This window comes from Pseudomonas sp. RT6P73 (assembly GCF_054897715.1).
Map to the genome: position 1 here is coordinate 992,942 of NZ_JBUBUV010000002.1, position 26,451 is coordinate 1,019,392.

The window sequence follows — 26,451 nt, forward strand, 5'->3', positions numbered from 1 at the left end:
CGAATCGAGAGATCACCGCATATTTTTCAGATACGCACGCCATCCACCCAAATGACTGATATTGGCTGCCCCCTCCAACCCATACCCCTCACAAATAAACCCACTCTCCCAACGTCCGTCCGCCAGTTGCACCTTGCCCAACCCCAGCGGCGCCGCAATCCCGGTCAAAAACGAGCCCAACTCACTGCTCGGCAACTCCCAAACCTCCACCGCAATCGCCACACCACCGTCCTTCACCCGCACCATCCCCGGACGAAACGGCGGGCCACCGGCCAACGCATACAGTTGATAGTCCGGCGAACTGAACGTCGTCTCGACCAGCCGAGCCCCGCGCTTCTTCAATTGCCAGTTCAGCGCCAACCCATCCAGATGCGCGCCACACACCACCAGTCGTGCGCGATCATGGCGAGCGACAGTCGTCGGTGCAGGCTCAGCCGAACGGCGTTGCAGAGCATCCGCCACACCCAACAAATACTGATCGGTAAACGCCCGGCCAAACACGGTCACCCCCCACGGCAAACCATTGCCCATAAAACCACTGGGCACAGCGACGGCTGCGTAATCGAGCAGGTTCATGAAGTTGGTGTAGTAACCCAGTTCTGAATTGCGCAGTACTGGTTCGGCTTCCAGTTCCGCCAGGGTAACGGGGCGGCCGATAGTGGGGGTGACGACGCAATCAAGATTTTCCAGGGCTTGATCGCACAGCGCTTTCAGGGCTTGCAGCCGATACTGGGCACGGAACGTCTGCACGCCATTCACCGCCGGCGCCTTGGTCAGCACCGCGCGAATCACCGGCAATACGGCTTCAGGATTCTGCTCCATCAACTCGCCCGCCACGCTGTAGCGCTCCGCCACCCACGGTCCTTCATACAGCAGCCGCGCCGCTTCAAGGAATGGCGACAGATTCAGTTCCACCGCTTCACCTCCCAAAGCCTTGAGCTGATCGATGGCATCACCGAACAACAACGGCCCTTCAGGGCAGCCGAAGAATTCCAGATCCTGCGCACGCGGTACGCCGAAACGGAAAGGACGCGGCGTGCCGAACGCCGAGCCGTCATTCCACAGCGGGTTGCGGCGGCTGTATTCATCTCGCGGGTCGAGGTGCGCGGTGAGCGCCAGCAACTGACTTGCCTCCCGAGCCGTCGCGGTGAACGTCGTTACGCAATCAAGTGTGCGACAGGCCGGCACCACACCCGCCGTGGAGATCAACCCTTTGGTGGCTTTCAACCCGACCAGATTGTTCAGCGCCGCCGGGACACGTCCCGATCCCGCCGTGTCGGTGCCCAACGAAAAACTCGCCACGCCCAGCGCTACCGCCAGCGAAGATCCGGCGCTGGAACCGCCCGACGGATACTCCGGCAATACGCTGTTCGGGCATGCGCCATACGGCGAGCGACTGCCATTGAGGCCGGTGGCAAACTGATCAAGATTGGTCTTGCCCAGCGGAATCGCGCCCAGCGCCAGCAACTGCTCGACGATGGTCGCCGAGTGTTGCGGCACATAAGCAAACGTCGGGCACGCTGCGGTGGTGGGAATACCCGCCAGGTCGATGTTGTCCTTGATCGCAAACGGCACACCAAACAGCGGCAGGCTGTCGAGGTCGCGGCCGTCGAGCGCGGCGATGTACGGTTCCAGTTCTTCAACACTAAGCAAATGGATGAACAGGTGATAATCCGGGTTCAGTGCCGCGGCTTTATCGCGCAGGCCCAGCAGCAATTGACGGGGCGTGATGTTGCCGAGGCGATAAGCGCTGCGCAGGGCGTCGAGTTGCAGATTGATATTCATGGCGTCATTCCTTTTCTAAATGGGTTCAGTCGAGTTCCAGCACCACGACGCGCTGTCCGGCGCGCACCGCCGAACCCGGTTGCACGCGGATCTCGCGCACCACGCCGGCCATGGGTGCGAGCAGCGGAATTTCCATCTTCATCGACTCCAGAATCACCAGCACGTCACCGGCGGCGACGCGGCTGCCGGTCTCGACCTGAACCTGCCAGAGGTTGCCGGCAATGTGGCTGTCGACGCTCATTTCACCGTTGGCCAGCGGTGCGTCTTCGGCCACTTCCGGGGCCGGTTCTTCGCTGTCGAAATGCGCCTGGCCGCTGGCGATCCAGCGCTCGCGCTCGGCGTTGAACGCGCCTTGTTGCTGATCGCGAAACGCGGCGATGGTCTCGGCTTCTTTTGTCAGAAAGGCCTGGTAATCCGCGAGGTTCAGCTGGCTGTTTTCGATGTTCAAATCGAAGCGCCCGAGCGGGAAGTCCCGGCGGATGCGCAGCAGTTCATCGGCGCTCACCGGATAGAAACGGATCTGGTCGAAAAAGCGCAGCAGCCACGGTTTGCCGTCGAACGCGGCGACTTCGCGGTAGCGATTCCACATCTGCAACGTGCGCCCGACAAACTGATAACCGCCGGGGCCTTCCATGCCGTACACGCACATGTAGGCGCCACCGATGCCCACCGAGTTTTCCGCAGTCCAGGTACGGGCCGGGTTGTACTTGGTGGTGACCAGTCGATGGCGCGGATCGAGCGGGGTGGCGACCGGTGCACCGAGGTAGACATCACCCAAACCCATCACCAGATAGCTCGCGTCGAACACCGTGCGCTGCACTTCGTCGAGGTTCGGCAGGTCGTTGATGCGGCGGATGAACTCCAGATTGCTCGGGCACCACGGTGCGTCCTTGCGCACGGTGGTCATGTATTTCTCGATTGCCAACTGACAGGCCGGATCGTCCCAGGACAACGGCAAATGCACGATGCGCGAGGGCACTTGCAAGTCTTTGGCGGCGCACACGGCGTCCCATTCGCCGGCGACGATACCGAGCAGATCGGCCAGCGGCAGTTGCTCGGGCTGGTAGTGCACTTGCAGCGAGCGGATGCCTGGGGTGAGGTCGATGACGCCGTGCAGGTGTTTGCTTTCCAGGGCTTGCATCAGGGCATGGGCGCGGAAGCGCAGGACGAGGTCGAGTTCCGGGGCGCCGATTTCTAGTAGCAGATGAGTGTCACCCGACAACCTCGCAACGAGCCGCGTATCCCCCTGACCCAAATCCAGCACCACAGGCGACACAACCCCCTGTGGGAGCTGGCCTGCCAGCGATGAAGATGATGCGGTGTCTGGTCGGTCCCCATCGCTGGCAGGCCAGCTCCCACAGGGGGTATTCCATTTCAGGGCGAGGTTGCGGGCGGTCTTGAGATCGACCGGGAGGAACTGCACTTTGTCCCCAGCCTTGAGTTGGCCCAGCTGCCAAAGATCCGCCTCGATCACCGTCACCGGGCAAACAAACCCGCCGAGGCTCGGGCCATCGGGACCGAGGATTACGGGCATGTCCCCGGTGAAATCCACCGCCCCAATGGCATACGGATTGTCATGAATATTCGACGGATGCAGCCCGGCCTCACCCCCATCGGCACGCACCCATTCCGGCTTCGGCCCGATCAATCGCACGCCGGTACGGCTGGAGTTGAAATGCACTTCCCACTGGGTCGCAAAGAAGGTGCCGACGTAGTTTTCGGTGAAATATTCCGGTGCACCGTGGGGACCATAGATCACCCGGACCTTCCGCACTGCGGGTAAATCGGCGACGTGGTCCAGTTGTTGACCGACGCCACGATCAATCAACGCAGGCACATGCAACACGTCCCCGGCACGCAACGCACGACCGCCATGCCCACCAAACTGTCCGAGGGTGAACGTGCTTTTGCTGCCCAGATAATCCGGCACCTGCAAGCCGCCACGCAGGCACAGGTAGCTGCGAGCGCCAGCACCGGCAATCGTGCCGAGGCTTAGAGTGGCGCCGGCCGGAATCAGCAGCGCCGTGTTCATCGCAACAGTTTCACCGTTCAGCGTCAGCGGAATCACCGCGCCAGTGACCGCCACCACCGCATCGCAATTGAAGCGCAGCAACGGCCCGCTCATGGTGATTTCCAGCGCAGCGGCACCTTCATCATTACCCAGCAGAAGATTGCCCAGACGTAACGCGCGACTGTCCATCGGCCCCGATGGCGGCACGCCCACCGCCCAGTAACCGAGTCGACCGGGATAATCCTGAACGCTGGTCTGGGTGCCGGCGCTGAGCACTTCAAACGTGTTGGCCTGATACACCAGACCTTCCAGGCAACGGGTCCATGGCTGGCCGCTGGCGAACGGTGCATCGAGCAGAATTTGCCGCAGGAAATCGCGGTTGGTTTCCACGCCGTAGAGCAGGCTGTCACCCAGCGCCCGATGCAGATCGGCAGCGGCCTCTTCACGAGTCGGTGCCCAACTGATGACCTTGGCGATCATCGGGTCGAAGTACGGCGGGATCTCGCAACCGGCCTCGACCCACGTGTCGATGCGCAGCCGTTTGCCATCGGCGGCAGGGAAGTTCACGGCGGTCAGCAAGCCTGGGCTCGGCTGAAAATCGCGGCCCGGATCTTCGGCATACAGCCTGGCCTGAATCGCATGGCCGTCGGCTTTCAAGCCTTGGCTCAACTCATTCAATGGCGGCAAATCACCGGCCGCCAGTTCCACCATCCAGCGCACCAGATCGACGCCCCACACTTGCTCGGTAACGCCGTGCTCCACCTGCAAACGGGTGTTCACTTCGAGAAAGTAGAAACGCTGAGCCTCACTGTCGAAGACGAATTCCACGGTACCGGCGCTGCGGTAGTCCACTGCTTTTGCCAGTTTGATCGCCGCTGTGCAGAGTTCTTCAGCCATGCCTTCGGGCAGGTTCGGCGCCGGGGTTTCTTCGAGGACTTTCTGGTTGCGCCGTTGCACCGAGCAGTCGCGTACGCCGAGGGCAATCACGTCGCCGCGACCGTCGCCAAACACCTGAACTTCCAGATGACGGGCGCGCTGGATGTACTTCTCGATGAACACCCCGGCATCGCTGAAGTTGTTCTGGCCGAGGCGTTTGACCGCTTCGAAAGAGTCGCTCAACTCGGCCGCGCTGCGGCACACGCGCATGCCGATGCCACCGCCGCCAGCGGTGCTTTTGAGCATCACCGGGTAGCCGACCTGTTCGCCAGCGATGAGCGCCGCGTCGAGGCTGTCGAGCAGTTCGGTACCCTCGAGCATCGGCACGCCGTGTTGCTTGGCCAGGGCGCGCGCGGTGTGCTTGAGGCCGAACACACGCAGTTGCTCTGGCGTCGGGCCGATGAAGGCGATGTCGGCGGCTTCGCAGGCTTCGGCGAACGCGGCGTTTTCCGAGAGAAAACCGTAGCCGGGGTGGATCGCCGTGGCGCCGGTGGCTTTGGCGATGGCGAGGATTTTGTCGACGGCCAGGTAAGTGCCGGCGGCTGCGCCTTCACCGAGGCTGTGGGCTTCATCGGCTTGCAGGATGTGCAGGCTCGCGGCATCGGCTTCGGAGTAAACGGCAACGCCTTTGACCTGCACGTCACGCAGGGTGCGCAGGATGCGGCAGGCAATGGCGCCACGGTTGGCAATCAGGATTTTTTCGAACATGGCATAGACCCCGGAGGGGATGCGGGCCGTCCCGCAGTTTTTCGATAAGCGCCGGGGTCGTCCCCGACGGCAAAATCACAACTCTTCAGAACACCACTGAACCTGTGGGAGCGGGCTTGCCCGCGATGGGGCCGGCACTTTCAACATTGATGTCGACTGACATACCGCTATCGCGGGCAAGCCCGCTCCCACAGGGTTCAGTGGTGCTTTGGGGGTTTGAGGCACTGGCCCGAACGGGCCTGGCACAGGGCAAACAACCACCGCCGCAACCGCACTATTTTCAGTTCCATACCAAAAGCTCCGCAGGGGTCGGGTTGTAGGCGTTGCACGGGTTGTTCAGTTGCGGGCAGTTGGAGATCAGCACGATCACGTCCATCTCGGCCCGCAGGTCGACGTATTTGCCCGGTGCCGAAATCCCGTCTTCAAAAGTCAGCCCGCCGTCGGCAGTCACTGGCACGTTCATGAAGAAGTTGATGTTCGGGCCGATGTCACCTTTGCCCAGTCGCCCGTCATGAACGCAGGCGCGCAGGTAGTTGTCGCGGCAGCTGTGCATGTAGCGTTTCTCCAAGGCGTAACGCACGGTGTTGCTCTCTTGCGCGCAGGCGCCGCCGAGGGTGTCGTGACGCCCGCAAGTGTCGGCGACGATGGTCAGCATCGGCTTGCCGAGGTTGGAATACAGCACGCTGCCGGTGCTCAGGTAGACGCTGTTCTGCCGGCGCAACGTGCGCTGCACGTCGTAGCGTTCCTTGGGATTGGCAACGCTGTAGAACAAAGTGTCGACGGCCTGGTTACCTTCCAGGTCGAGGATGCGCAGGGTCTGGCCGGTCTTGATTTCCATCAGCCACGGTTCGCCGGCCGGGATGGTCGCGCGGTAGACCGCTGTTTCTGGATGCTTTTGAGCGGTAGCGATTGCAAGTGACATGGCAGCGATCCTCAGGCGAACAGGCGGTCGGTGTTGATGAAGCCGCGCTCGTTTTCCGGGCGCGAGGTGCGGCAGTGTTCGGCAATGCTGGCGTCGGCGTTCATCCAGCTCAACTTCAAGGGTTTCGGTGCGTAGTCCGGCGATGGGTCCATCGGGTGTTGCAGCGCGGTCAGCACCACCAGCGTGTCCATCGGCGCGTACAACTCGATGTAGTCGCCAGCCTTCGAGTTGCCTTCGACAAAGTGGAAACGCCCGGCCTCATCGACGTTCACGCGGCTGAACAGGTTGAGGGTCATCAGCAGATCCGACAGGCCCAACCCCCACTTGCCCAATTCCACCAACAGGTTGTCGGTGCCGTTGCGAAAGTAGCCGTTGCGCAGTTCCTGATAGCGCCCGGCACCGTATTTTTCCGCGACCTCTTCAGCGCAGAGCACGCCGCCAAGGCTGTCGCTCCAGCCGCAAGTGTCGGCGGTGATGGCGGCGAGTACTCGGCCCATGTCCGAGTACAGACAATGGCCGCTGGTGAGCTTGGCGGTGTGTTGGCATTTGAGGCTGTCGGGCAGGTTCAGACGCTCGGTTTTTTCATTGGCATTGAGCAGCGTCAGGCTGACGTTGGCGCCGCCGCGCAGGTCGGTCAGGCGCAACAGTTGGCCGCGTTTCAGCACGAAAGAACGATGGCCGCCACCGGGGAGCATTTCTTCGGCGAATGGCGGGAAGAGTTGAGTCGAATCAGTCATGTGCAAAGTCCTCTTAAGCGGTGCGAAGCGTGCCTGCCAATTCAGCCGGCAGGGCGTCGACGGCGGCACGATGGGCGCGGCGGTCGCTGTTCAAAGGGATGTCGTAGGTGATGCGCGCGCCATAGGCGCCGGGGGCGTGCGGGTCGACGCGGACCTTGTCGAACACCAGCAGGCGAGTGCCGAGGCTGAAACCTTCGGACAGGTCATGGGTGACCATGAACACCGTCAGTTGCGTCTCGCGCCACAGCTCCAGCAGCAAGCCGTGCATGTCTTTGCGGATGCCCGGATCGAGCGCGCCGAAGGGTTCGTCGAGCAGCAACACACGGGGTTTCATGATCAGCGCCTGGGCAATGGCCAGGCGTTGTTGCATGCCGCCGGAAAGCTGCGCCGGGTACTTGTCCAGCGAGTGGCCGAGGCCGACTTTGTGCAGCAGCACCGAGGCCTGTTCCCGCGCATCGCGTTTGGCACTGCCGAACAAGCGCCCGAGTAACGGCGAGCGCGGCAGTTCCAGGCCGAGGGCGACGTTGTCGAGCACGGTCAGGTGCGGGAACACCGAGTAACGCTGGAACACCACGCCACGGCTCGAATCCGGTTCACCGGCCAGGGCCTGGCCATCGAGCAGAATCTCGCCGCGACTGGCGCGTTCCTGGCCAAGCAGCAGCCGCAAGAAGGTCGATTTACCGCAACCCGACGCGCCGACCAAGGTGCAGAACTCACCTTCGTTGACGCTCAGGTTCAACCCTTCGAGCACCACCTGATCGGCGTATTGCTGCCAGACGTTTTTTACCGTGATGAAGCTCATGCGCGGGCTCCTTCGTACCAAGGGAAAGCACGCTGAGTCAGGCGCTTCAGGCCCCAATCCATCAACCAGGCGAGCAGGGTGATCCACACCACGTAGGGCAAAATCACGTCCATCGCCAGGTAACGGCGCACCAGGAAAATCCGGTAGCCGAGGCCGTCGGTAGACGCGATAGCTTCGGCGGCGATCAGGAACAACCACGCCGAACCCAGCATCAACCGCAGCGAGATCAGCAGTCGCGGCATCAGTTGCGGCAGCACCACTCGCAGCATCAGGGTCCAGGTTGAGGCGCCGAGGGTCTGGGCCTTGATCAGCAACTCGACCGGAATTTCCCGGGCACGCTGTTCCAGGTCTCGCGCCAGGCACGGGGTGATGCCGATTACGATCAGCATCACTTTCGACAATTCCCCCAGTCCGAAGACGATGAACAGAATCGGCAGAATCGCCAGCGGCGGCACCATCGACAGCACCGTCAGCAACGGCGACAACGGTGCGCCAAACAGCGGCAACGTCCCGGCGGCGATGCCCAGGCACAACCCGGCCAATGCGCTGATGCCGAGGCCGATGGCCAGGCGGCGCAGACTGGACGCGGTGTCTTGCCACAGCAGGTATTCACCGGTGCGCGTGTCGGCGGTGAAGGCCAGGCGTTTCACCGCGTCGGTCATCTGCACGGCACTTGGCAGCAGCTTGTCGTTGGGGTTGTCCGTCAGCCGCTCGGCCGAGCCCATGAAGTAGGCGAACAGCACCAGGGCGAACGGCAGGATCACCAACAGCAGGCGACTCGGGCGATCCGGGTGGCGATTGATCAGGCGCATGGCCAGTCCTCCGGTTTACAGCTTGGCGTCAGCGGCCATCTGCACGTAGGTCGGGTCGAAGCGCAGCTTGAGGTTGGTCTTGTCGCCGCTGGTCACGCCATTGGCGAAGGCCATGCCGACCGCGCTGGTGTCCTTGGCGCCTTCACCGAGCAAGCCGTGCTGGAACGAGAACTCGGCGACTTTGCGCATGGTTTCCGGCAGCTGCTTGCTGGTGGAGAAGTCCAGGGCTTCCTTGGGCGTGGCGAACAATTTGGTGGTGTCGAGTTGCGACTGGAAACCGGCCAGGTCGGTGCCCGAGGCTTTGGCCATGTGTTCCAGCGCGGTTTTGCTGGCGGCGTTTTTCGCGTTCATCAACGCGACCACTTCGAACCAGGCGCCGGTCAGCGCTTTGCCCAGGGCCGGGTTGTCTTTGAGGGTGGCGCTGTTGACCACCATCATGTCCATGATTTCGCCGGGGATCTGGCTGGAGTTGAAGACTTCGGTCACCGCAGGCTTGGCCTTGATGTCGGATAGCATCGGGTTCCAGGTGGTGACGGCGTTGACCTGATCGGTGTTGAAGGCGGCCGAGATGTCGGCGTCGGAGGTGTTCACGACTTTGAGGTCTTTCTCGGTGAGATCGACCGAATCCAGCGCCCGAGCCAGCAGGTAATGGGAGACGGACAGCTCGACCAGATTGACGTCCATGCCCTTGAGGTCGGTGACGTTCTTGCCGTCGCCCTTGAGCACGATGCCATCGTTACCGTTGGAGAAGTCGCTGACGATCAGCGCGGTGCTGTCGACGCCACCGGCCGCCGGAATGGTCAACGCGTCCATGTTGGTCATGGTGCAACCGTCGAATTGGCCGGCGGTGTACTGATTGATGGATTCGACGTAGTCGTTGAGCTGCACCACATCGATCTTGATACCGTACTTCTTCGCCCATTTGTCGACGATGCCTTGGCTGCCGGCATATTCCCATGGCATCCAGCCGGCGTAGATGGTCCAGCAGACGCTGAAGTGGTCTTTTTGCGCAGCCTGGGACGAGACGCTCACGAGGGCTGCGAAAGCAGCGGCGAGCAGGGCGGGTAAACGAAGCTTGAGCATGGGTGGCTCTCCAGTTGATCAAGGGCGGGCAGGAGTCAACGCGGCACCGCGAACGGTGGCTTGTCTCCCGGGCTTTTGTCCCGCCGTGTAACCTCAACTGGAGGTCGCCAACTCTCGGACCAGCCACTCGCCTTAGCGAGCCGGAACCCTAGTCAGCCATTGCAAATTGTGGTGCCGCGAACCTGTGATGACTCCTGCACGGGTTTGCTAAAGCGAGAGCCGTGCCAAGTTGGCTTGAGGGCTCTAGCGTGGGGGATTACGCAGTTAGCGCCTTGGGGAGAGGCGGCGGCGTTGCCTTGTGATGGTGCGTGGGCGCACCGCAATGGATCGGGCTAGCCGCTGATCTGAAGGTCCGAGCCGCTTGGCACTCGGCGCAATGTTGCCAGTCAAAAAGAGTGTCAGCCGGCCTGTTCCGGTTGTGGTCTTTCAGGAGGCCGCCATGTTTCGTCGACTGTTGTTCGCCGTTGTTCTCGGTCTGGGGTTGTCCGGCTGCTATTACTACGCCGGTGGCTACGATGTGTATTCAGCGCCTTATTACTACCCCGGCTATTCACCTTATTCCTACTATTCCGGCCCGCGCTATTACTACAGCCCGCGCTTTTATGGTGGCTATCGCTACTACCATTGGGGAGGGCACGGGCCCCGTTATTACGGCGGTGGATATCGCGGTGGCCACCACTAATCAGCGGGTGAATAGATGAAAAACCTTTCATCGGCGACTTGTTTCAATCTGTTTCAAGGACGCACCAGATTTCGAAATCGATGTCTGATCTTTCGACAGTCACCGATTAATTGACTGTCGCCTGCCAGCGTCGCTGGTGTGGCTCACTCGCGGTCCAGGAGGCCGCCATGCTCTGTCGAAAACAGGTCCACCGAATTCTTCTGATTGCAGTATTGGGATTGTCTCTTGGTGCGTGCGTGCCCTATTCCGATGGAGGAGGCAGCTACTACAGTTCCGAGGTCTATACCTCGCCAGCGCCAGCCTATTATTCCGGCGGCGGCCCTTATTATTCAGGTGGCGGGGGTTATTACACGCAGCCACGCCGGTATTACGCGCCCCCTGCGCGGTATTACCAGCCAACACCGCGGTATTACCACCAGCCGCGGGTTTATCAACCGGCCCCCCGTTACTACCAGTCGCAACGGGGCGACTACCGGGCCCATGGTTGGGACGGGCGGAACCGCGGGGGTTGGAACAATGACAACCGTGGCCATGGCGGACGCAACAATCACGGCGGGAGAGGCGACCATGACGGTCGTCGCGGTGATCACAATGGCCGAGGCGGCCACCGCTAAAACCAGTTAAACGCAATACCTGTGGGAGCGAGCCTGCTCGCGATGGCGGTGTGTCATTCAACAATGAGTTGACTGACATTCCGCCATCGCGAGCAGGCTCGCTCCCACAGTTGTTTAGTATTCCGACAGATCTGCCAACGGATGCCTACCTTCCCAGACTTTATGAAAGTGCGCTTCCACCACCGCATCCGGCACATTGTTGATGTCCGGCCAGTGCCAATGCGGTTTCTGATCCTTGTCGATCAACCGCGCCCGCACCCCCTCGCTGAATTCCGGATGACGGCAACAGTTGAGGCTCATCGTGTATTCCATCAGGAACACTTGAGCCAGCGACATGTGCCGGGCGCGGGCGATCTGTTCCCACACCAGATGAGCGGTTAGCGGCGAGCCTTCAGTCATGGTTTTCGCAGCGCGGCTGAACAGCAGATCCGTATGGTCGCGCAGATGACTGATGGCTTTCCAGGCGCAGCGCACATCGCTGACATCCAGCAACTCATCGATTTGCTGGCGCCGAGGCAGCCACTGGGCTTCAGGCATTTGGGCGACGGCTTCCTGCTGCAAGGCCTTGAGCAGACTGTTGAGCTGCATCGGCGTCTGTTCCTGCCAATTCAATTGCAGCAAGCCTTGGATCAGCTCTTCTTGCTGTTCATCGAGCAGGAAACGATCTGCCAGGTCCAGGTCGATCGCATCACGACCGTTCATGTGCGCACCGGTCAGCCCCAGAAATAACCCGAGCTTGCCGGGCAGGCGTGACAGAAACCAACTGGCGCCAACGTCCGGGTACAGACCAATACTGATCTCCGGCATCGCCAGACGGCTGCTCGGCGTGACAATCCGGATGCTTGCCCCTTGCAGCAACCCCATGCCACCGCCCAGCACATAACCATGGCCCCAGCAGATCAGCGGTTTGGGGTACGTGTGCAGATTGAAGTCCAGGCGATATTCCGCCGCAAAGAAGTGCGCGGCCAAGGGCGGCACTTCCCCCGGATGAGCGCGACAGGCTTCCACCAGGCTGCGCACTTCGCCGCCGGCGCAAAAGGCCTTGGCGCCGTTACCGCGCAGCAGAACGCAGACAATTTGTGGATCCTTGGCCCACGCGTCCATCTGATCACGCAGGGCGTTGATCATCGGCAAGGAGAGGGCGTTGAGGGACTTTTCGGCATCCAGGCTGGCGACGCCGATGCGCGCGCCGTCGGTGCCGGTGAGTTCTTCGAAGTGCAGATTCATCGTGACCTCGATAGGGAAATTGAGCGTTCAGTATGATCGCTGTACAGGAAAGTGCCGGATCTGCGTCAGATCAATTGACAAGCGTGATGGGCTTTCCTAGGGTTCGCCCCATTGTTTTTGCCGGATGTAACCATGACTGCTGATGACCGTATCAAACTCGAACCGAGCTGGAAGGAGGCACTGCGTGCCGAATTCGACCAGCCCTACATGGCAGAGTTGCGTAATTTCCTGCAACAGGAGCGCGCGGCGGGCAAGGAAATCTATCCTCCGGGACCGATGATTTTCAACGCACTTAACTCCACACCACTGGACAAGGTCAAGGTTGTCATCCTCGGTCAGGACCCTTATCACGGCCCGGGACAGGCTCACGGGCTGTGCTTCTCGGTGCAACCGGGCGTGCCGGCGCCGCCGTCGCTGGTGAACATCTATAAAGAGTTGAAACGCGACCTCAACATCGACATCCCCAGCCACGGCTATCTGCAGAGCTGGGCGGATCAGGGCGTGTTGATGCTCAATACCACCATGACCGTGGAGCGCGCCAACGCCAACGCGCACAAGGACAAGGGCTGGCAGTTTTTTACCGATCGGATCATTGAAGTGGTCAGCCAACAGCAACCGCATCTAGTGTTCATGCTGTGGGGGGCGCATGCCCAGAGCAAGCAGAAACTCATCGATGCCACCAAGCACTTGGTGCTGACCTCGGTGCATCCGTCACCGCTGTCTGCCTATCGAGGTTTTCTGGGGTGCGGGCATTTCAGCCGGACCAACAAGTATCTTGAGCAGAATGGCGAAACGCCGATCGAATGGCGGTTGCCGCCAGTCTAAAAGCTTCGCGGGCTTTTGTGGCGAGGGGGCTTGCCCCCGTTCGGCTGCGCAGCAGTCGTAAATCCTGCAGATTCGGTTTTACTGGGAGAATGCAGGGGCCGCTTCGCGACCCAACGGGGGCAAGCCCCCTCGCCACAGGGATCGGGTCAGGGTTGTTCCGGCTCGCGATTCCAATACCTGAACAACGGCTCCGCCAGAAACAGCACAAACAACAGCCGCATCACCTGCATCGCCGTCACCAGCGGTACGGACAATTGCAGGGTTTCTGCCGTCAGGCTCATCTCTGCAATGCCGCCGGGCATCATGCCCAACGTCAGCGAACGCAGATCCAGATGGGTCAGTGCACTCAATCCCAGCGCCGCCGCTGTGGCGATCAACATGGTCAACACCGTGCCGATCAAGGTCCGCCCCATGAATGAAGGTGCCCGCCGGAAAAACTGCCGATTGAAGTGACAGCCCAACCCGCTGCCGATCAGCCATTGGCCGATCTGGCTGCCACCGTTGGGCAAACCGATGTGCAGGTCCCAGCCAATACTCACCGCTGCACTCACCAACAACGGCCCGAACAGCCACGGATTGGGTTGACGCAGACGTTCCCAGAGCCAGGCCGCCAAAGCGCCTGCCGGGAATAGAAGGGCCAGCCACCACCCATTGACGGCGGTTGGATGCAAGATCGGTGCGCCGTAGCCCAACAAGTATTTGAACGCCGCCGGCACACACAGCACCACCACCAGCACCCGCAAACTTTGCCCCGCCGCCACGCGGCTGAGCACCGCGCCGTTGCGCGCGCCGAGGTTGACCATCTCCCCGGAGCCGCCGGGCATGCTGGAAAAGAACGCGGTGGCGCGATCCTCCCCGGTGCGCCGCATCAACCAGACCCCGACCACGGCGGACAGGCTGGTGATCAACGCACCGAAGAAGATCAGGCCGAAGTGACTCAACACCTGCTCCATCACCACCGGGGTGAAGTGCAGGCCGATGCCGATGCCGACAACCCACTGGCCGCACTTGCGGCCGCCAGGGATTTCCGCCAATTGCCAGGGTGTCAGGCAGCGCACCAGGATGATCGCCAGTAACGAGCCGACCATCCACGGCAGCGGCCAGCCGACCAGACTGGCGAGGTAACCGCCCTAGCGCGCCGACCAGCGGCGTACCCCACCAGGTTTTGAAGGGTGTTCGATCAAGCATCGGCGACCGCGCGACGAGCAGCCGAACGTTTGCGCCAGATCCGCAGGATCGGCACCAACAACATCACCGCGATCAACGCCCACACACCCATAGTGATCCCGCTCGACCAGAGTATTTCCAGCGACCCGTTGGAGATCGATAAGGCGCGGCGCAGATTCTGTTCCATCAAGCCTCCGAGGATGAAGCCCAGCAGAACGGGCGACAGCGGAAAGTCGAGCTTGCGCAGAATGTAGCCGAAGATGCCGATGCCGATCATCAGGAACAGATCGAAGGTGGTGGCATGCACCGCGAAAACGCCGATGGCGGTAATGATCGCGATCATTGGCACCAGCGCCCAGTTCGGTACGGCGAGGATGCGGGTGAAGATGCGGATCATCGGGATGTTGAGGATCACCAGCATGATGTTGGCGATGAACAACGACGCGATCAGGCCCCAGACGATGTCAGGTTGCTGTTGAAACAGCAGAGGGCCAGGGGTGATGTTGTACAGCGACAGTGCGCCGATCATCACCGCCGTCGTGCCCGAACCCGGAACGCCCAGCGTCAGCATCGGCACCAGAGCGCCGCAGGCTTCAGCGCCGATGGCGGTTTCCGGAGCGGCGAGACCACGCTTGTCGCCTTGTCCAAATTTTCCGCTAGGGCCAGCGATACGTTTCTCGGTCATGTAGGCCACGGCACTGGCCAGAGTCGCCCCGGCCCCCGGCAGCACGCCCATGATGAACCCGAGTACACCGCAACGCATGTTCACCCAGAACACCGAAGCCGCTTCCTTGAAGTTGAACATCATGCGACCGGTGGCTTTGAACGCTTCCTGGCCTCGGTGGGTTTTTTCCAGCAGCAAGAGGATTTCGCTGATGGAGAACAGGCCCAGTACCAGCACCACAAACTGAATGCCGTCGGTCAGGTGAATGTTGTCGCCGGTGAAGCGATAGACACCGCTGTTGGCATCGATGCCGACGGTGGACAGGAACAGTCCGATCAACGCCGCAATAAACGTTTTCAGTGGTCGATCACCCGCCATGCCGCCGAGGCAGACAATCGCGAACACCATCAGTACGAAATATTCCGCCGGACCGAAGGCAATCGCCCATTTCGCCAGAATCGGTGCGAACACCACCATCCCGCAGGTCGCAATGAAGGCGCCGATGAACGAACTCCACGCCGAAAGCGATAACGCAACCCCTGCCATCCCCTGACGGGCCATCGGGTAGCCATCGAGGGTGGTCATCACGGTGGAGGCTTCGCCCGGAATGTTCAGCAGAATCGAACTGATCCGGCCGCCGTACTCGCAACCCAGATAAACCGCGGCCAGCAGGATCAACGCCGACTCCGGTGGCAGGCCGAGGGCGAAGGCGATCGGGATCAGCAACGCCACGCCGTTGATCGGACCCAGGCCGGGGAGCAGGCCGACGACGGTGCCGATCAGCGTGCCGCTGAGTGCGGTCACCAGGTTGTAAGGGGTCAGTGCGACGCCAAAGCCGTGACTCAAATAACCAAGCGTATCCATATCAGTTCTCCAGAACGTCGAGCAGGCCCAGAGGCAGTGGCACGTCCATGACTTTGTCGAACAGCAGGTACAGACCGATACTCATCAGGCTGATGATCACCACGCTCGGCAACCAGCGTCCGCCGTACAGGCGTGCCATCGGAATGCCAATCAGCAGGCTGCTGAGGATGAAGCCCAAGGGTTCGAACAGGCCGGCGAAGATCAGCAGTAACACGACGCAAAGGCCAATCTTGGTCAGGGTTTCGCGATCCATCGGCGGATCTTCATCGGTGTGTTTGATGGGCGAGGGGCGATACACCATGTAAACCAGCCCCAAACCCATCAGCCCCAACATCAACAGAGGGAAGGCCCGTGGTCCGATCGGTTCGTAGGAAAAAGGTGCCTGGTAAGGCCAGGCCATCAGCACCAGGCTGAGACAGGCCAGCAACAGCACCGAAGCAAAAATGCGTTGTAAGAGCATGGGAAACTCCTGTGCCACGGCCCCGCGAAACGGGACCGTGGCCGCTAGACAGAGGCGATCACTGGATCAGGCCGAACTCTTTGGCCAGCACTTTGTAGTCCGCAACCTGCTTCTTCACGTAGGTGTCCAGCTCCGGGCCGGTCATGGCGAACGGGAAGAGCTCACGCTGATCGCGCAGCTTGGCGAAGTCTTCGGACGCCAGCAGTTTGTCGAAGGCCTCTTTCCACCAGGCGTAGTCTTCGTCGCTGACCTTTGGCCCGAGGTAGAAACCGCGAACCACTGGCCAGACGATGTCGTAGCCTTGCTCTTTGGCGGTCGGGATGTCTTTCATTTCCGGCTCGTCCAGACGCTTCTCGGAGAACACGGCGAGCAAGCGCATGTCACCGCTCTGGATGTGCGGCATGGAGTCGGAAATGTCGGTGCTGCCGACCTGGATGTGACCGCCGAGCAGGGCGGTGGCGATTTCACCGCCGCCTTCGAGGGCGACGTAACGCAGGTCGCGCGGGTTGATCCCGGCGGCCTTGGCGATCAGCGCGGTCTGCATCCAGTCCTGGCTGCCGACGGTGCCGCCGGAGCCGATCACCACTTTGCTCGGGTCTTTCTTCAGCGCCTGGACCAGATCGTCCAGGGACTTGTAAGGCGAGTCGCTTTTCACCGCGATGGCGCCATAGCTTGTTCCAACCGCCGCCAGCCAGCGAACGTTGGTTTCATCGAAACGACCGAATTTTCCCTGGGCCAGGTTCAGCAGCGAACCGCTGGACCACGCTACCAGCGTGCCGGCATCCGCCGGACGTTGAGCAACCACCGCGTTGTACGCCACCGCGCCGACACCGCCGGGCATGTAGGTCACGCGCATCGGCTTGGTCAGCAGTTTTTCGTTCACCAGCGCGCTTTGCGCCAGTTTGCAGGTCAGGTCGAAACCGCCGCCTGGCGAGGCTGGGGCGATGCATTCAGGGCGTTTTGGCTCGGCCATCAGATGGCCGGCGAACAGCATGCAGCTGGCGGCTAGAGCAAATTTACGCAGTGATAAGTTCATCTTTGTCTCCTTAAGAGTTTTTGTTATGGACGTACTGAATTACCAAAGGGCAACGCTATAGCTCACCAGCAGACGCACTTCATCGGCATCGCGAGCGGAGTAGTTGGAACGGTAGGTGGCATTACGCAGGCGTACGGCAACGTCCTTGAGGGCGCCGCTTTGTACAACATATTTGATCTCGGTGTTGCGCTCCCACTCTTTGCCTTCGTCGCCGTTCTTGAGCTTGATGTTGTCACCGCTGAGGTAACGGCTCATGAAGCTCAGGCCGGGAATGCCGAGCCTGGCAAAGTCAAAGTCGTAGCGCGCCTGCCAGGAGCGTTCTTCGGCGCCGGCAAAGTCGTTGATCTGCACGAAGTTGACAAGGTACGGATCGCTGCCATCAACGTACGGGAACGCGCTGTCGCCGGACATGTGCTGATAACCGGCACTGAATTTATGCCCGCTCAGAGCATAGCTCACCAGACCGTTGAGGGATTTGTTGTCGATCTTGCCGCCACGGGCTGCGCCCTGATCGTCGCTGATGGCCAGACGCAGGTCTGTGCCGACAGTGCCGGGGCCAAACTTTTCCGATGCCACCATGCCGAGGAAGTGCTGGTTATAGACTTCATCGAGTTGCGCAAAGTGGTAGCTGCCGGTGATCTTGTCGGTGAACTTGTAGTCCACGCCGCCAAAGTCGAAGTGTTTACCGGCCGCGGTGCCGGCGAAACGGCTGTTCTTGTTGTTGAGGGCAATGTCCTCGAAATCGGTGCTGTCGCGGTCCTTGGCTTTCTCCAGGCGCCCGCCGGTGAAGGTCAGGTTCTTGATCTCTTTGGAGGTCAACAGGCCGCCTTCAAACGTCTGTGGCAGGATACGCCCGTCGTTGGGCTTGAGGATCGGAAGCTCCGGAATCAGGCTGCCGATTTTCAGTTCCGTGGCCGAGATTTTCACTTTGCCGGTCAGGCCCAGCTTGGAATATTCATCCGCCGCGCGACCGTCATCGTGGGTCGGCAGCAGGCCGGTGCCCGTGCGGTCGGGACTCGAGTCGAGTTTGACGCCGAGCATGCCCAACGCATCGACACCGAACCCCACGGTGCCGTCGGTGTAACCCGATTGCAGATTGAGCATGAACCCCTGAGCCCATTCGTCCCGCTTTGATTGCTGGGCACTGGTGCCGTCGCGAAAATCACGGTTGAAATACATGTTGCGGGTTTCGAGGGTTGCCGTACTGTCTTCGAAGAAGGCAGCCTGGCTCAACGGCGAAAAGCCGGCGAAGGCGGCGGCACTGGCAAGGGCGGTGTGGCTGAGGCGAGAGAAACGAACAGGCGGGCGAGCCTGAGGCTGCATAGACAGCATCGTGAAGTACTCCGTTTTATTGTTCTTATTTGGCGAAAACGCTTCGAGGCGTTTTTCGTATCGCTATGTGCGTAGCGACGGCAGTCGAAACTGTCCGTGGCTGGACTCTAACGGGCTAACCTTTCGCTAACCTTTCAGCAGACTTTCGCGGTGTTCAGGCTTCACAGTGGCTGATGCGGCTGTAAACTCCGCGCCAAAGAATGGCGTCGACCATCCCTGAATGAGGTAAAGATCCATGCGTGTCCTGCTCGTCGAAGACCATCTGCAGCTCGCCGAAAGTGTCGCCCAGGCGCTCAAAAGCACCGGGCTCACCGTGGATGTGCTGCACGACGGCGTGGCGGCCGACCTGGCCTTGAGCAGCGAGGAATACGCGGTCGCGATCCTCGATGTGGGCTTGCCGCGCATGGATGGTTTCGAAGTGCTGGCGCGCCTGCGAGCCCGGGGCAAAAATTTGCCGGTGCTGATGCTGACCGCTCGCAGCGATGTCAAGGATCGGGTTCACGGGCTCAACCTCGGCGCCGACGATTACCTGGCCAAACCTTTCGAACTGACCGAGCTTGAAGCACGGGTCAAAGCCTTGTTGCGGCGCAGTGTGCTGGGCGGTGAACGCCAGCAACGCTGCGGTGTGCTGGCCTATGACCTGGACACTCGGCGCTTCACCCTCGGTGAAGAATTGCTGACCCTGACCTCCCGCGAACAGGCGGTACTCGAAGCGTTGATCGCCCGGCCTGGTCGGGTGATGAGCAAAGAGCAACTGGCCTCCCAAGTGTTTGGCCTGGATGAAGAAGCCAGCCCGGATGCCATCGAAATCTACGTCCACCGCCTGCGCAAAAAGCTAGACGGCCAACCGGTTGCCATCGTGACCTTCCGCGGCCTCGGTTATTTGCTGGAAGGCCGCGATGCATAAGCCCAGCAGCCTGCGCTGGCGGTTGTTGTGGAACCTCGCGCTGTTGTTGGTGGTGTTAATGCTCGCCAGTGGTTTGAGTGCGTACTGGAATGGTCGCGAAGCCGCTGACACGGCTTATGACCGGACCCTGCTGGCGTCGGCGCGGACCATCGCCGCCGGCGTGTCCCAGCGCGATGGCAGCCTCAGCGCCGACGTGCCTTACGTGGCCCTCGACACCTTCGCCTACGACAGTGCCGGGCGAATTTTTTACCTGGTCAACGACATCAATCAGAAGCTGATTTCCGGTTACGAAAACCTCCCGCCGCCGCCTCCGGGAACGCCGCGTACCGATGACTATCCGGCACTGGCACGCTTCTATAACGCCCAATACCGAGGGCAAAACGTACGCGTAGTGAGCCTGCTCAAGCCCGTGAGCGAGCCGAACATGAATGGCATGGCGGAAATCCGCGTGGCAGAAACCGACGAGGCTCGGGTCGCCATGGCCCGCAGTCTGGCGGCGGACACCTTGCTGCGTTTGGGCATGCTGGCGGTCGGTGCGTTGCTGATGGTGTGGTTTGCGGTCAGCGCGGCGTTGCGTCCGCTGGAACGCTTGCGCACGGCGGTGGAAGAACGTCAGTCCGATGACTTGCGGCCCTTGCCGTTGGTGGAAGTGCAGCACGAGTTGTGGCCGCTGGTGCGCGCGCTCAATCACTTTACCGAGCGCCTGCGCGGGCAGTTCGAGCGGCAGGCGCAGTTCATCGCCGATGCCGCCCATGAACTGCGTACGCCGTTGGCGGCGCTCAAGGCGCGACTCGAACTGGGCCTGCGTTCAAACGAACCGCAAACCTGGCGCAGCACCCTGGAAACCGCTGCCCAAGGCACCGATCGCTTGACTCACCTGGCCAATCAATTGCTTTCGCTGGCGCGGGTAGAGAACGGGGCCCGGTCAATTGCCGAGGGTGGCGCGCAGTTGTTGGACCTGAGTCAGTTGGCGCGCGAACTGGGCATGGCCATGGCGCCGTTGGCCCATGCACGCGGCGTAGCCCTGGCGCTGGAGGCGGACGAACCGGTGTGGCTGCGCGGTGAGCCGACGCTGTTGAACGAGCTGCTGAGCAATCTGGTGGACAACGCCCTCGCGCACACCCCGCCGGGCGGCAATGTGATTTTGCGGGTCACGGCGCCGGCGGTGCTGGAGGTCGAGGACGACGGGCCGGGGATTCCCGTTAATGAACGGGATCGGGTGTTCGAGCGCTTTTACCGACGTAATCAGCAGGTGGCCGGGTCTGGGCTCGGACTGGCGATCGTCGGTGAGATTTGTCGCGCGCACCTGGCGCAGATCAGCCTGCACGATGGTGAACAGGCGGGGTTGAAGGTGCGGGTGAGTTTTATTGCCGGAGAATGATGGTGTTTGATATGGCCCCATCGTCGGAACGCCGCCCGGAGCCGGCTCGCTCCCACCCTGGATCTCACAAACACCGAAGATCCCCTGTGGGAGCGAGCCTGCTCGCGATGGAAGCGCCGCGGTCTCGGCTAGTAAAACATCGACCGCGACTCTTCCAGATCCCGGCACATTGCCTCGTTCTCTGGATTAATCCCCAGTTTCTTGAAGGCCGGCACACTGAACGCGTCGATGCGGGCCAGCGGGTGGTCGGTGTCCTTGTGGCAATAAAGGCTGGCCACCTGAACCAGATCGACATAATCGACCCGCTCGGACTGGCGCTTGAAATCCAGATACAACCCCGGCAACTGCACCAGCATTTCCGGAAATTCCCAGACCCTGAGCAGCTTGTCGCCGATCAAGGGATGAATGCGGTCGATGACATGGTTGAGGCTGACCGGGTCAGCCAGCAATTCATAATGGTCTTCGGCGTAGGTCAGGATCGGCAGTACGCCAATCTGATGCACCAGTCCGCCAAGGGCTGCCTGGTCAGGTTTGAGTTGCGTGTAACTGCGGCACAGCGCATAGCTGACCCCGGCGATTTCCAGGCTTTTACGCCAGACATCGCGCATTTTCTGCTCCACCACTTCAGAACGGGCGTGGAAAATCTGTTCCATCACCAGGCCGATCGCCAGATTACTGCTGTAGTTGACGCCCAGCCGTGTGATGGCCGTGTGCAGGTCAGTCACTTCCTGAGTCGCGCGCAGCAGCGGGCTATTGACCACTTTGATCAGGCGCGCCGACAACGCCGTATCACGGCCGATCACTTTACTCAGGGCGCTGACACTAACCTCCGGATCTTCAGCGGCCTTGCGAATCTGCAGGGCCACTTCCGGTAACGTTGGCAGAACCAGGTCATCGTTATCGATGGCCTCAACCAAATCCTGTTGGACCTTATCCGCCAGCTCGCTCATTTCTTTTCTCTAGGGTGTTGCAACAAGTGCTGCGGTTAACGCTGGATTTCGCGATCGCGATCCAGTTGATAAGGCAGGTCGAGCAGGTGCAGGGCTGGCCCTTCGAGGGTGCCCAGATGTAAATCGCCACCTTCTGCTGCTTCGGCTTGCAGCACGGCCAGGAGTTCAATGTTTTGCCCGGCGTTGGCGGCCAGCACCACTTCACCGATAGAGCTGCCGTGGGACGGGGAAAACAATTGCGTGCCGGGTTCGGGTAATGCGCTGGCATCCAGTGTCAGGCGATACAAGCGGCGCTTGAGTTTGCCCAGGTACTGCATGCGCGCGACGATTTCCTGGCCGGTGTAGCAACCCTTTTTGAAACTCACGCCACCGACGGCTTGCAAGTTCAGCATCTGCGGAATGAACAACTCGCGGGTGCTTGGCATGACCTGGCCGATCCCTGCGCGGATCTGGCCCAACAGCCATTGATTCAGATTGCCTTTGGCCAGCAGGGCGGTCAACTTGCCCTTGGTGACGTCGACCTTGTCAGCCGCGACCCACAGTTCCGCGCGATCCGGCGAGACGCGAATGGCGATCAGACCTTCATGGCGCACGACGCTGTCGGTGTCTGCCGGTAACTCAAGACCCAGGCTGCTCAGTGCGGCATCGCCATGATCGAGGCCGAAACGGACCCAGGCGGCGCTTTCATCGGTCAGTTTGGATTTGGAGAACACGGCGTACTTTTTCAGGTCTGCCAACTGCGGTTCGAGCAGTTCGGTGGCCATCGCCAGCAGAACGCCGTCACCTTCCAGCACGATGCGGAAACTTGATTGCATCCGGCCTTTCTGCGTGCAGCGGGCACCGAGACTGGCCTGGGCGTCGCTCAGGTAATTGAGGTTGCAGGTCAATTGGCCTTGCAGGAATTTGCTGGCGTCCGCGCCGCGGACTGCAAGAACGCCTTCATGGGACAGGGTGCAGAAAAAAGCAGAATCGGCCATGGGTCATCGCAGGGTAAAGAGTCTGGGGGACATCATAAGGGGGCGCTCTCGAAATGGGTAGTTCACAAAGGATCGATGGCGCCCGACCAAAGCCGAGTGTTCGACCGGGCTCGGGGCTGTATACTTGCCGCCTATTTGAGGAGCGCTCCATGGTCGAAGATGTTGAACTGAATCGCCTCTACTGGCACAGCCGCCGCGGCATGCTCGAGCTTGACGTATTGCTGGTGCCGTTCGTGAAAGAGGTCTACCCGCATCTCAACGACGTCGACCGCGATTGCTACCGCAAGCTGCTCGAATGCGAAGATCAGGACATGTTCGGCTGGTTCATGGAACGCGCCGAATCGGAGGATCCGGAGCTTCAGCGAATGGTTCGCATGATCCTGGATCGTGTCCAGCCCAAGTAATGCGTTCGAATGCCGCTGGCATGCCTCGCGGCAGTTGCTGGCGGCGTATCTTGTGGCCCAGCTGTTCGCGCTGGGTTCATTGCTTCTTCTTTCTATTCCGCTCTGGGCCAGTCTGCTTGGCATGACGCTGTGTGTGATTCACGGATTCTGGTTGTTGCCGCGACAGATTTCGCTGACACATCCACAGGCATTCCGCGGCTTGCGTCGCGATGCCGATGGCTGGCAGTTGTGGAGTCAGGCCTCAGGTTGGCAGCCCGTGCAGCTGCGACCAGACAGCCTGGCGTTGCCAATGGTGGTGGTCCTGCGTTTTCGATTGCGGGACGAACGCCGAGTCAGGTCGATCTGCGTTCCCCACGATTCGCAGGCCGCCGATTTGCACCGACGCCTGCGGGTGAGGCTCACATTTAGTCGACGTAGGTGGGCGGCACCAGAATAGTGTCCATCGCGACCGGCAGCATATTCGGGTAGTCGAGGGTGTAATGCAGGCCGCGACTTTCCTTGCGCTCCATGGCTGACCGAATCATCAGCTCCGCCACTTGGGCCAGATTGCGCAACTCGATTAAATCCCGACTGACCTTATAGTTGCTGTAGAACTCGTCAATCTCGTCCAGCAGCAGCCGCACGCGGTGCTGCGCGCGTTGCAGGCGCTTGTTTGTGCGCACGATGCCGACGTAGTCCCACATGAATCGCCGCAGTTCATCCCAGTTGTGCGCAATGATCACGTCTTCGTCGGAATCGGTGACCTGGCTCGCATCCCAGACGGGCAGGGCGATCGGAATCGAAACCTGCGGCAACTGTTCCAGTATGTCCGCCGCCGCCGAACGGGCGTAAACGAAGCACTCCAGCAGCGAATTGCTGGCCATGCGGTTGGCGCCGTGCAGGCCGGTGAAGCTGGTTTCGCCGATGGCATACAGCCCCGGCACGTCGGTGCGACCGTTCTGATCGACCATCACGCCACCGCAGGTGTAGTGCGCTGCTGGAACCACCGGGATCGGTTGCTTGGTGATGTCGATGGAAAACTCGAGACAGCGTTCATACACCGTCGGGAAGTGGCTCTTGATAAATGCTTCGGGCTTGTGGCTGATGTCCAGATAGACGCAGTCGACACCCAGGCGTTTCATCTCATGGTCGATGGCGCGGGCGACGATGTCCCGGGGTGCGAGTTCGGCACGCGGGTCGAAGCGATGCATGAAGCGCTCACCGTTGGGCAGCTTCAGGTGCGCACCTTCGCCGCGCAGCGCTTCAGTGATCAGGAAGCTCTTGGCTTGCGGGTGATATAGGCAGGTCGGGTGGAACTGGTTGAACTCCAGGTTTGCCACTCGGCAGCCTGAACGCCACGCCATCGCGATGCCGTCACCGCAGGCGCCGTCGGGGTTGCTGGTATAGAGGTAGACCTTTGCCGCGCCGCCGGATGCGAGGATCACGAATCGCGCGCCGTAGGTGTCGACTTCGCCGGTGCTGCGATTGAGGACGTAGGCGCCGAGACAGCGATCGCCTTCGAGGCCCAGGCGTTTTTCGGTGATCAGATCGACCGCAACCCGCTGTTCCAGCAGTTCGATGTTCGGTCTTTGTGTTGCCTGGGCGAGCAAGGTTCTGAAAATAGCCGCACCCGTGGCATCGGCGGCGTGAATGATACGTCGATGACTGTGACCGCCTTCGCGGGTCAGGTGAAATTCGAATCCACCGTCTTCGGTGCCGGACTGTTCGTCGCGAGTGAATGGCACACCTTGGTCGATCAGCCATTGAATGGCTTCTTTACTGTGCTCGACGGTAAAGCGCACAGCGTCTTCGTGGCAAAGGCCACCGCCGGCATTAAGGGTGTCGTCGACGTGGGATTCGACAGTATCGGTGTCGTCCAGAACGGCAGCGACGCCGCCCTGGGCCCAAAATGTCGAGCCGTTGGCGAGGTCGCCTTTGCTCAGTACGGCGATGCGCAAATGACCGGGCAAGGTCAGCGCAAGGCTCAAACCGGCAGCGCCGCTGCCAATGACCAGAACATCGTGTTGAAACTGTTGGCTCATTTCAGGATTCCGCTCAAAGCGACCCGGGTCGGGGTTGGCGCAAGACTCCTGGAACGGCGAGTCAAGGCGGCCACACAGCCCACTAGTATATAGAGGGGGGGAGCGGCACAATACCCGAGCGCATATGGCATTGTGAAACTACTGTGACGGAAAATGCTTTACGCTTCGTCGGATGCTTTTTCGGCCGGTTCGGCGACAAGGCGACTGTATCGTCGATTTAACAGTATTTTTCTATTCACGGTTGCACAATGTCCCTTTCGTCCGGCTATAAATATTTGGAACTTTTGCCAAAGGCCCAAGATCAATAGACGGTGCCTGAAAATATGGACAGTGTCGGTTTCAGGACGGGACGTGCGGTTTGGTCCTTGCCAGTGAATCCGACGACAAGATTATTCGCGCAGCCGGGTCATGCCGAGCTGCGCTTTTCGTGCGTGCCAAATCAGAGCCCGCAGGAAACTTGCTTGGAGGGGGAGAACTTTTGCGAAAAGCCCGAGTCTATGTTTGCAAGTCTGGTTGTTTAGTTATGCAAGCCTCCTCCGAGCTTATCGAGGAGAGTTCATGCTAACCCAGGAAGAGGATCAGCAGCTCGTCGAGCGCGTTCAACGCGGCGACAAGCGAGCTTTCGATCTGCTAGTGCTGAAATACCAGCACAAAATTCTCGGGTTGATCGTGCGTTTCGTGCACGACACCCATGAAGCCCAGGATGTGGCACAGGAAGCCTTTATCAAGGCCTACCGCGCACTTGGAAATTTTCGCGGAGATAGCGCGTTTTATACGTGGCTTTACCGCATCGCCATCAACACGGCGAAGAATTATCTGGTTTCACGCGGCCGCCGGCCGCCGGATAGCGATGTCAGTTCCGAAGATGCAGAGTTCTACGATGGCGATCATGGCCTCAAGGATCTCGAGTCGCCAGAGCGTGCATTGCTGCGGGATGAGATCGAAGGCACCGTCCATCGAACCATTCAGCAACTGCCAGAAGATTTGCGTACGGCTTTAACTTTACGTGAATTCGATGGTCTGAGTTACGAGGACATTGCGGCGGTCATGCAATGTCCGGTGGGTACCGTGCGCTCCCGGATTTTCCGCGCTCGGGAGGCCATCGATAAAGCCCTGCAGCCGTTGTTGCAGGAAAACTGAGACA

General features: G+C 60.6%; 23 protein-coding genes, 1 pseudogene and 1 riboswitch. Of the genes and pseudogenes, 8 read left to right on the forward strand and 16 right to left on the reverse strand.

The genetic code is table 11. The features are described 5' to 3' along the window. Positions 1 to 12: 12 nt before the first annotated feature. The 7 genes from atzF to ACYZT6_RS05065 form a co-directional block, all read right to left on the reverse strand. A complete protein-coding gene (atzF, locus tag ACYZT6_RS05035; RefSeq protein WP_462025979.1) occupies positions 13 to 1,785 on the reverse strand; it encodes an allophanate hydrolase in 1,773 nt (590 codons plus the stop codon). A 25-nt stretch (positions 1,786 to 1,810) separates the two neighbouring features. After that, positions 1,811 to 5,440, reverse strand: a complete 3,630-nt coding sequence (gene uca / locus ACYZT6_RS05040) for an urea carboxylase (RefSeq protein ID WP_462025980.1) — start codon at positions 5,438 to 5,440, stop codon at positions 1,811 to 1,813. A gap of 280 nt (positions 5,441 to 5,720) precedes the next feature. Further along, positions 5,721 to 6,362 (reverse strand): urea amidolyase associated protein UAAP2, encoded by a 642-nt coding sequence (locus tag ACYZT6_RS05045; RefSeq protein WP_462025981.1) that lies wholly within the window; start codon positions 6,360 to 6,362, stop codon positions 5,721 to 5,723. Positions 6,363 to 6,373: 11 nt separating this feature from the next. Continuing rightward, the gene (locus ACYZT6_RS05050; RefSeq protein WP_462025982.1) at positions 6,374 to 7,099 is read right to left on the reverse strand and encodes an urea amidolyase associated protein UAAP1; all 726 of its coding nucleotides are present in this window, start codon (positions 7,097 to 7,099) and stop codon (positions 6,374 to 6,376) included. Between the two features lie 13 nt (positions 7,100 to 7,112). Further along, complete coding sequence (locus tag ACYZT6_RS05055; RefSeq protein WP_462025983.1) at positions 7,113 to 7,901, reverse strand: ABC transporter ATP-binding protein; 789 nt, start codon at positions 7,899 to 7,901, stop codon at positions 7,113 to 7,115. After that, positions 7,898 to 8,713 (reverse strand): ABC transporter permease, encoded by an 816-nt coding sequence (locus ACYZT6_RS05060; RefSeq protein WP_462025985.1) that lies wholly within the window; start codon positions 8,711 to 8,713, stop codon positions 7,898 to 7,900. The genes ACYZT6_RS05055 and ACYZT6_RS05060 overlap by 4 nt, the downstream gene beginning before the upstream one ends. 15 nt (positions 8,714 to 8,728) lie before the next feature. Next, entirely contained in the window at positions 8,729 to 9,796 is a 1,068-nt protein-coding gene (locus tag ACYZT6_RS05065; RefSeq protein ID WP_462025986.1) for a putative urea ABC transporter substrate-binding protein, read from the reverse strand. A 62-nt stretch (positions 9,797 to 9,858) separates the two neighbouring features. Beyond that, a riboswitch (guanidine-I (ykkC/yxkD leader) is annotated at positions 9,859 to 9,959 on the reverse strand. Positions 9,960 to 10,235: 276 nt separating this feature from the next. Here ACYZT6_RS05065 and ACYZT6_RS05070 point away from each other — a divergent pair. Together ACYZT6_RS05070 and ACYZT6_RS05075 are read left to right on the forward strand one after the other, a co-directional pair. Beyond that, on the forward strand, positions 10,236 to 10,478 hold the full coding sequence (locus ACYZT6_RS05070) for a hypothetical protein (protein WP_462025987.1): 243 nt from the start codon (positions 10,236 to 10,238) through the stop codon (positions 10,476 to 10,478). A 167-nt stretch (positions 10,479 to 10,645) separates the two neighbouring features. After that, a complete protein-coding gene (locus ACYZT6_RS05075) occupies positions 10,646 to 11,092 on the forward strand; it encodes a hypothetical protein (protein ID WP_462025988.1) in 447 nt (148 codons plus the stop codon). A 114-nt stretch (positions 11,093 to 11,206) separates the two neighbouring features. Here ACYZT6_RS05075 and ACYZT6_RS05080 read toward each other — a convergent pair whose 3' ends face one another. Then, on the reverse strand, positions 11,207 to 12,319 hold the full coding sequence (locus ACYZT6_RS05080; protein WP_462025989.1) for an enoyl-CoA hydratase/isomerase family protein: 1,113 nt from the start codon (positions 12,317 to 12,319) through the stop codon (positions 11,207 to 11,209). 132 nt (positions 12,320 to 12,451) lie between these two features. Between ACYZT6_RS05080 and ung the strand changes: the two genes are divergently transcribed. Beyond that, positions 12,452 to 13,144, forward strand: coding sequence for a uracil-DNA glycosylase (gene ung, locus ACYZT6_RS05085; RefSeq protein WP_462025990.1), 693 nt, complete (start codon positions 12,452 to 12,454; stop codon positions 13,142 to 13,144). A gap of 146 nt (positions 13,145 to 13,290) precedes the next feature. Here ung and ACYZT6_RS05090 read toward each other — a convergent pair. From ACYZT6_RS05090 to ACYZT6_RS05110, 5 genes and pseudogenes are all read right to left on the reverse strand, one after another. Further along, positions 13,291 to 14,332: pseudogene (locus tag ACYZT6_RS05090) on the reverse strand (AbrB family transcriptional regulator). Next, positions 14,325 to 15,839 (reverse strand): tripartite tricarboxylate transporter permease, encoded by a 1,515-nt coding sequence (locus ACYZT6_RS05095; protein ID WP_462025991.1) that lies wholly within the window; start codon positions 15,837 to 15,839, stop codon positions 14,325 to 14,327. Before ACYZT6_RS05095 ends, ACYZT6_RS05090 begins: the two are co-directional and overlap by 8 nt. A 1-nt stretch (position 15,840) precedes the next feature. Next, a complete protein-coding gene (locus ACYZT6_RS05100) occupies positions 15,841 to 16,299 on the reverse strand; it encodes a tripartite tricarboxylate transporter TctB family protein (RefSeq protein ID WP_462025992.1) in 459 nt (152 codons plus the stop codon). Positions 16,300 to 16,357: 58 nt separating this feature from the next. Continuing rightward, positions 16,358 to 17,335 carry a Bug family tripartite tricarboxylate transporter substrate binding protein gene (locus tag ACYZT6_RS05105; protein ID WP_462025993.1) on the reverse strand — a complete coding sequence of 326 codons (978 nt, stop codon included), beginning with the start codon at positions 17,333 to 17,335 and terminating at the stop codon, positions 16,358 to 16,360. Positions 17,336 to 17,374: 39 nt separating this feature from the next. Beyond that, positions 17,375 to 18,667: an OprD family porin gene (locus tag ACYZT6_RS05110; protein ID WP_462025994.1), complete on the reverse strand. Its 1,293-nt coding sequence runs from the start codon at positions 18,665 to 18,667 to the stop codon at positions 17,375 to 17,377. 235 nt (positions 18,668 to 18,902) lie between these two features. On the opposite strand from ACYZT6_RS05110, the gene ACYZT6_RS05115 reads away from it, so the two are divergent. Then, the gene (locus ACYZT6_RS05115; protein ID WP_462025995.1) at positions 18,903 to 19,574 is read left to right on the forward strand and encodes a response regulator; all 672 of its coding nucleotides are present in this window, start codon (positions 18,903 to 18,905) and stop codon (positions 19,572 to 19,574) included. Continuing rightward, positions 19,567 to 20,955, forward strand: coding sequence for a sensor histidine kinase (locus ACYZT6_RS05120; protein ID WP_462025996.1), 1,389 nt, complete (start codon positions 19,567 to 19,569; stop codon positions 20,953 to 20,955). The genes ACYZT6_RS05115 and ACYZT6_RS05120 overlap by 8 nt, the downstream gene beginning before the upstream one ends. A gap of 128 nt (positions 20,956 to 21,083) precedes the next feature. Here ACYZT6_RS05120 and ACYZT6_RS05125 read toward each other — a convergent pair whose 3' ends face one another. Beyond that, positions 21,084 to 21,905 carry an HDOD domain-containing protein gene (locus tag ACYZT6_RS05125; RefSeq protein WP_462025997.1) on the reverse strand — a complete coding sequence of 274 codons (822 nt, stop codon included), beginning with the start codon at positions 21,903 to 21,905 and terminating at the stop codon, positions 21,084 to 21,086. A 35-nt stretch (positions 21,906 to 21,940) separates the two neighbouring features. Then, complete coding sequence (ygfZ, locus tag ACYZT6_RS05130; protein WP_462025998.1) at positions 21,941 to 22,882, reverse strand: CAF17-like 4Fe-4S cluster assembly/insertion protein YgfZ; 942 nt, start codon at positions 22,880 to 22,882, stop codon at positions 21,941 to 21,943. 149 nt (positions 22,883 to 23,031) lie between these two features. Between ygfZ and ACYZT6_RS05135 the strand changes: the two genes are divergently transcribed. Both ACYZT6_RS05135 and ACYZT6_RS05140 read left to right on the forward strand, forming a co-directional pair. Beyond that, positions 23,032 to 23,286 carry an FAD assembly factor SdhE gene (locus ACYZT6_RS05135; RefSeq protein ID WP_007944081.1) on the forward strand — a complete coding sequence of 85 codons (255 nt, stop codon included), beginning with the start codon at positions 23,032 to 23,034 and terminating at the stop codon, positions 23,284 to 23,286. Beyond that, the gene (locus ACYZT6_RS05140; protein WP_462025999.1) at positions 23,270 to 23,722 is read left to right on the forward strand and encodes a protein YgfX; all 453 of its coding nucleotides are present in this window, start codon (positions 23,270 to 23,272) and stop codon (positions 23,720 to 23,722) included. The genes ACYZT6_RS05135 and ACYZT6_RS05140 overlap by 17 nt, the downstream gene beginning before the upstream one ends. Here the strand turns inward: ACYZT6_RS05140 and nadB are convergent. After that, positions 23,691 to 25,307 (reverse strand): L-aspartate oxidase, encoded by a 1,617-nt coding sequence (nadB, locus tag ACYZT6_RS05145; protein ID WP_462026000.1) that lies wholly within the window; start codon positions 25,305 to 25,307, stop codon positions 23,691 to 23,693. The two genes, ACYZT6_RS05140 and nadB, sit on opposite strands and share 32 nt — an antisense overlap. A 558-nt stretch (positions 25,308 to 25,865) precedes the next feature. Between nadB and rpoE the strand changes: the two genes are divergently transcribed. Continuing rightward, entirely contained in the window at positions 25,866 to 26,447 is a 582-nt protein-coding gene (gene rpoE / locus ACYZT6_RS05150) for an RNA polymerase sigma factor RpoE (RefSeq protein ID WP_007944079.1), read from the forward strand. The last annotated feature ends 4 nt before the right edge of the window (positions 26,448 to 26,451 follow it).

Excerpts from the sequence above, each read along its gene's own strand:
- atzF (WP_462025979.1), bottom strand. The coding sequence starts at position 1,785 with ATGAATATCAATCTGCAACTCGACGCCCTGCGCAGCGCTTATCGCCTC.
- uca (WP_462025980.1), bottom strand. The coding sequence starts at position 5,440 with ATGTTCGAAAAAATCCTGATTGCCAACCGTGGCGCCATTGCCTGCCGC.
- ACYZT6_RS05045 (WP_462025981.1), bottom strand. The coding sequence starts at position 6,362 with ATGTCACTTGCAATCGCTACCGCTCAAAAGCATCCAGAAACAGCGGTC.
- ACYZT6_RS05050 (WP_462025982.1), bottom strand. The coding sequence starts at position 7,099 with ATGACTGATTCGACTCAACTCTTCCCGCCATTCGCCGAAGAAATGCTC.
- ACYZT6_RS05055 (WP_462025983.1), bottom strand. The coding sequence starts at position 7,901 with ATGAGCTTCATCACGGTAAAAAACGTCTGGCAGCAATACGCCGATCAG.
- ACYZT6_RS05060 (WP_462025985.1), bottom strand. The coding sequence starts at position 8,713 with ATGCGCCTGATCAATCGCCACCCGGATCGCCCGAGTCGCCTGCTGTTG.
- ACYZT6_RS05065 (WP_462025986.1), bottom strand. The coding sequence starts at position 9,796 with ATGCTCAAGCTTCGTTTACCCGCCCTGCTCGCCGCTGCTTTCGCAGCC.
- ACYZT6_RS05070 (WP_462025987.1), top strand. The coding sequence starts at position 10,236 with ATGTTTCGTCGACTGTTGTTCGCCGTTGTTCTCGGTCTGGGGTTGTCC.
- ACYZT6_RS05075 (WP_462025988.1), top strand. The coding sequence starts at position 10,646 with ATGCTCTGTCGAAAACAGGTCCACCGAATTCTTCTGATTGCAGTATTG.
- ACYZT6_RS05080 (WP_462025989.1), bottom strand. The coding sequence starts at position 12,319 with ATGAATCTGCACTTCGAAGAACTCACCGGCACCGACGGCGCGCGCATC.
- ung (WP_462025990.1), top strand. The coding sequence starts at position 12,452 with ATGACTGCTGATGACCGTATCAAACTCGAACCGAGCTGGAAGGAGGCA.
- ACYZT6_RS05095 (WP_462025991.1), bottom strand. The coding sequence starts at position 15,839 with ATGGATACGCTTGGTTATTTGAGTCACGGCTTTGGCGTCGCACTGACC.
- ACYZT6_RS05100 (WP_462025992.1), bottom strand. The coding sequence starts at position 16,299 with ATGCTCTTACAACGCATTTTTGCTTCGGTGCTGTTGCTGGCCTGTCTC.
- ACYZT6_RS05105 (WP_462025993.1), bottom strand. The coding sequence starts at position 17,335 with ATGAACTTATCACTGCGTAAATTTGCTCTAGCCGCCAGCTGCATGCTG.
- ACYZT6_RS05110 (WP_462025994.1), bottom strand. The coding sequence starts at position 18,667 with ATGCTGTCTATGCAGCCTCAGGCTCGCCCGCCTGTTCGTTTCTCTCGC.
- ACYZT6_RS05115 (WP_462025995.1), top strand. The coding sequence starts at position 18,903 with ATGCGTGTCCTGCTCGTCGAAGACCATCTGCAGCTCGCCGAAAGTGTC.
- ACYZT6_RS05120 (WP_462025996.1), top strand. The coding sequence starts at position 19,567 with ATGCATAAGCCCAGCAGCCTGCGCTGGCGGTTGTTGTGGAACCTCGCG.
- ACYZT6_RS05125 (WP_462025997.1), bottom strand. The coding sequence starts at position 21,905 with ATGAGCGAGCTGGCGGATAAGGTCCAACAGGATTTGGTTGAGGCCATC.
- ygfZ (WP_462025998.1), bottom strand. The coding sequence starts at position 22,882 with ATGGCCGATTCTGCTTTTTTCTGCACCCTGTCCCATGAAGGCGTTCTT.
- ACYZT6_RS05135 (WP_007944081.1), top strand. The coding sequence starts at position 23,032 with ATGGTCGAAGATGTTGAACTGAATCGCCTCTACTGGCACAGCCGCCGC.
- nadB (WP_462026000.1), bottom strand. The coding sequence starts at position 25,307 with ATGAGCCAACAGTTTCAACACGATGTTCTGGTCATTGGCAGCGGCGCT.
- rpoE (WP_007944079.1), top strand. The coding sequence starts at position 25,866 with ATGCTAACCCAGGAAGAGGATCAGCAGCTCGTCGAGCGCGTTCAACGC.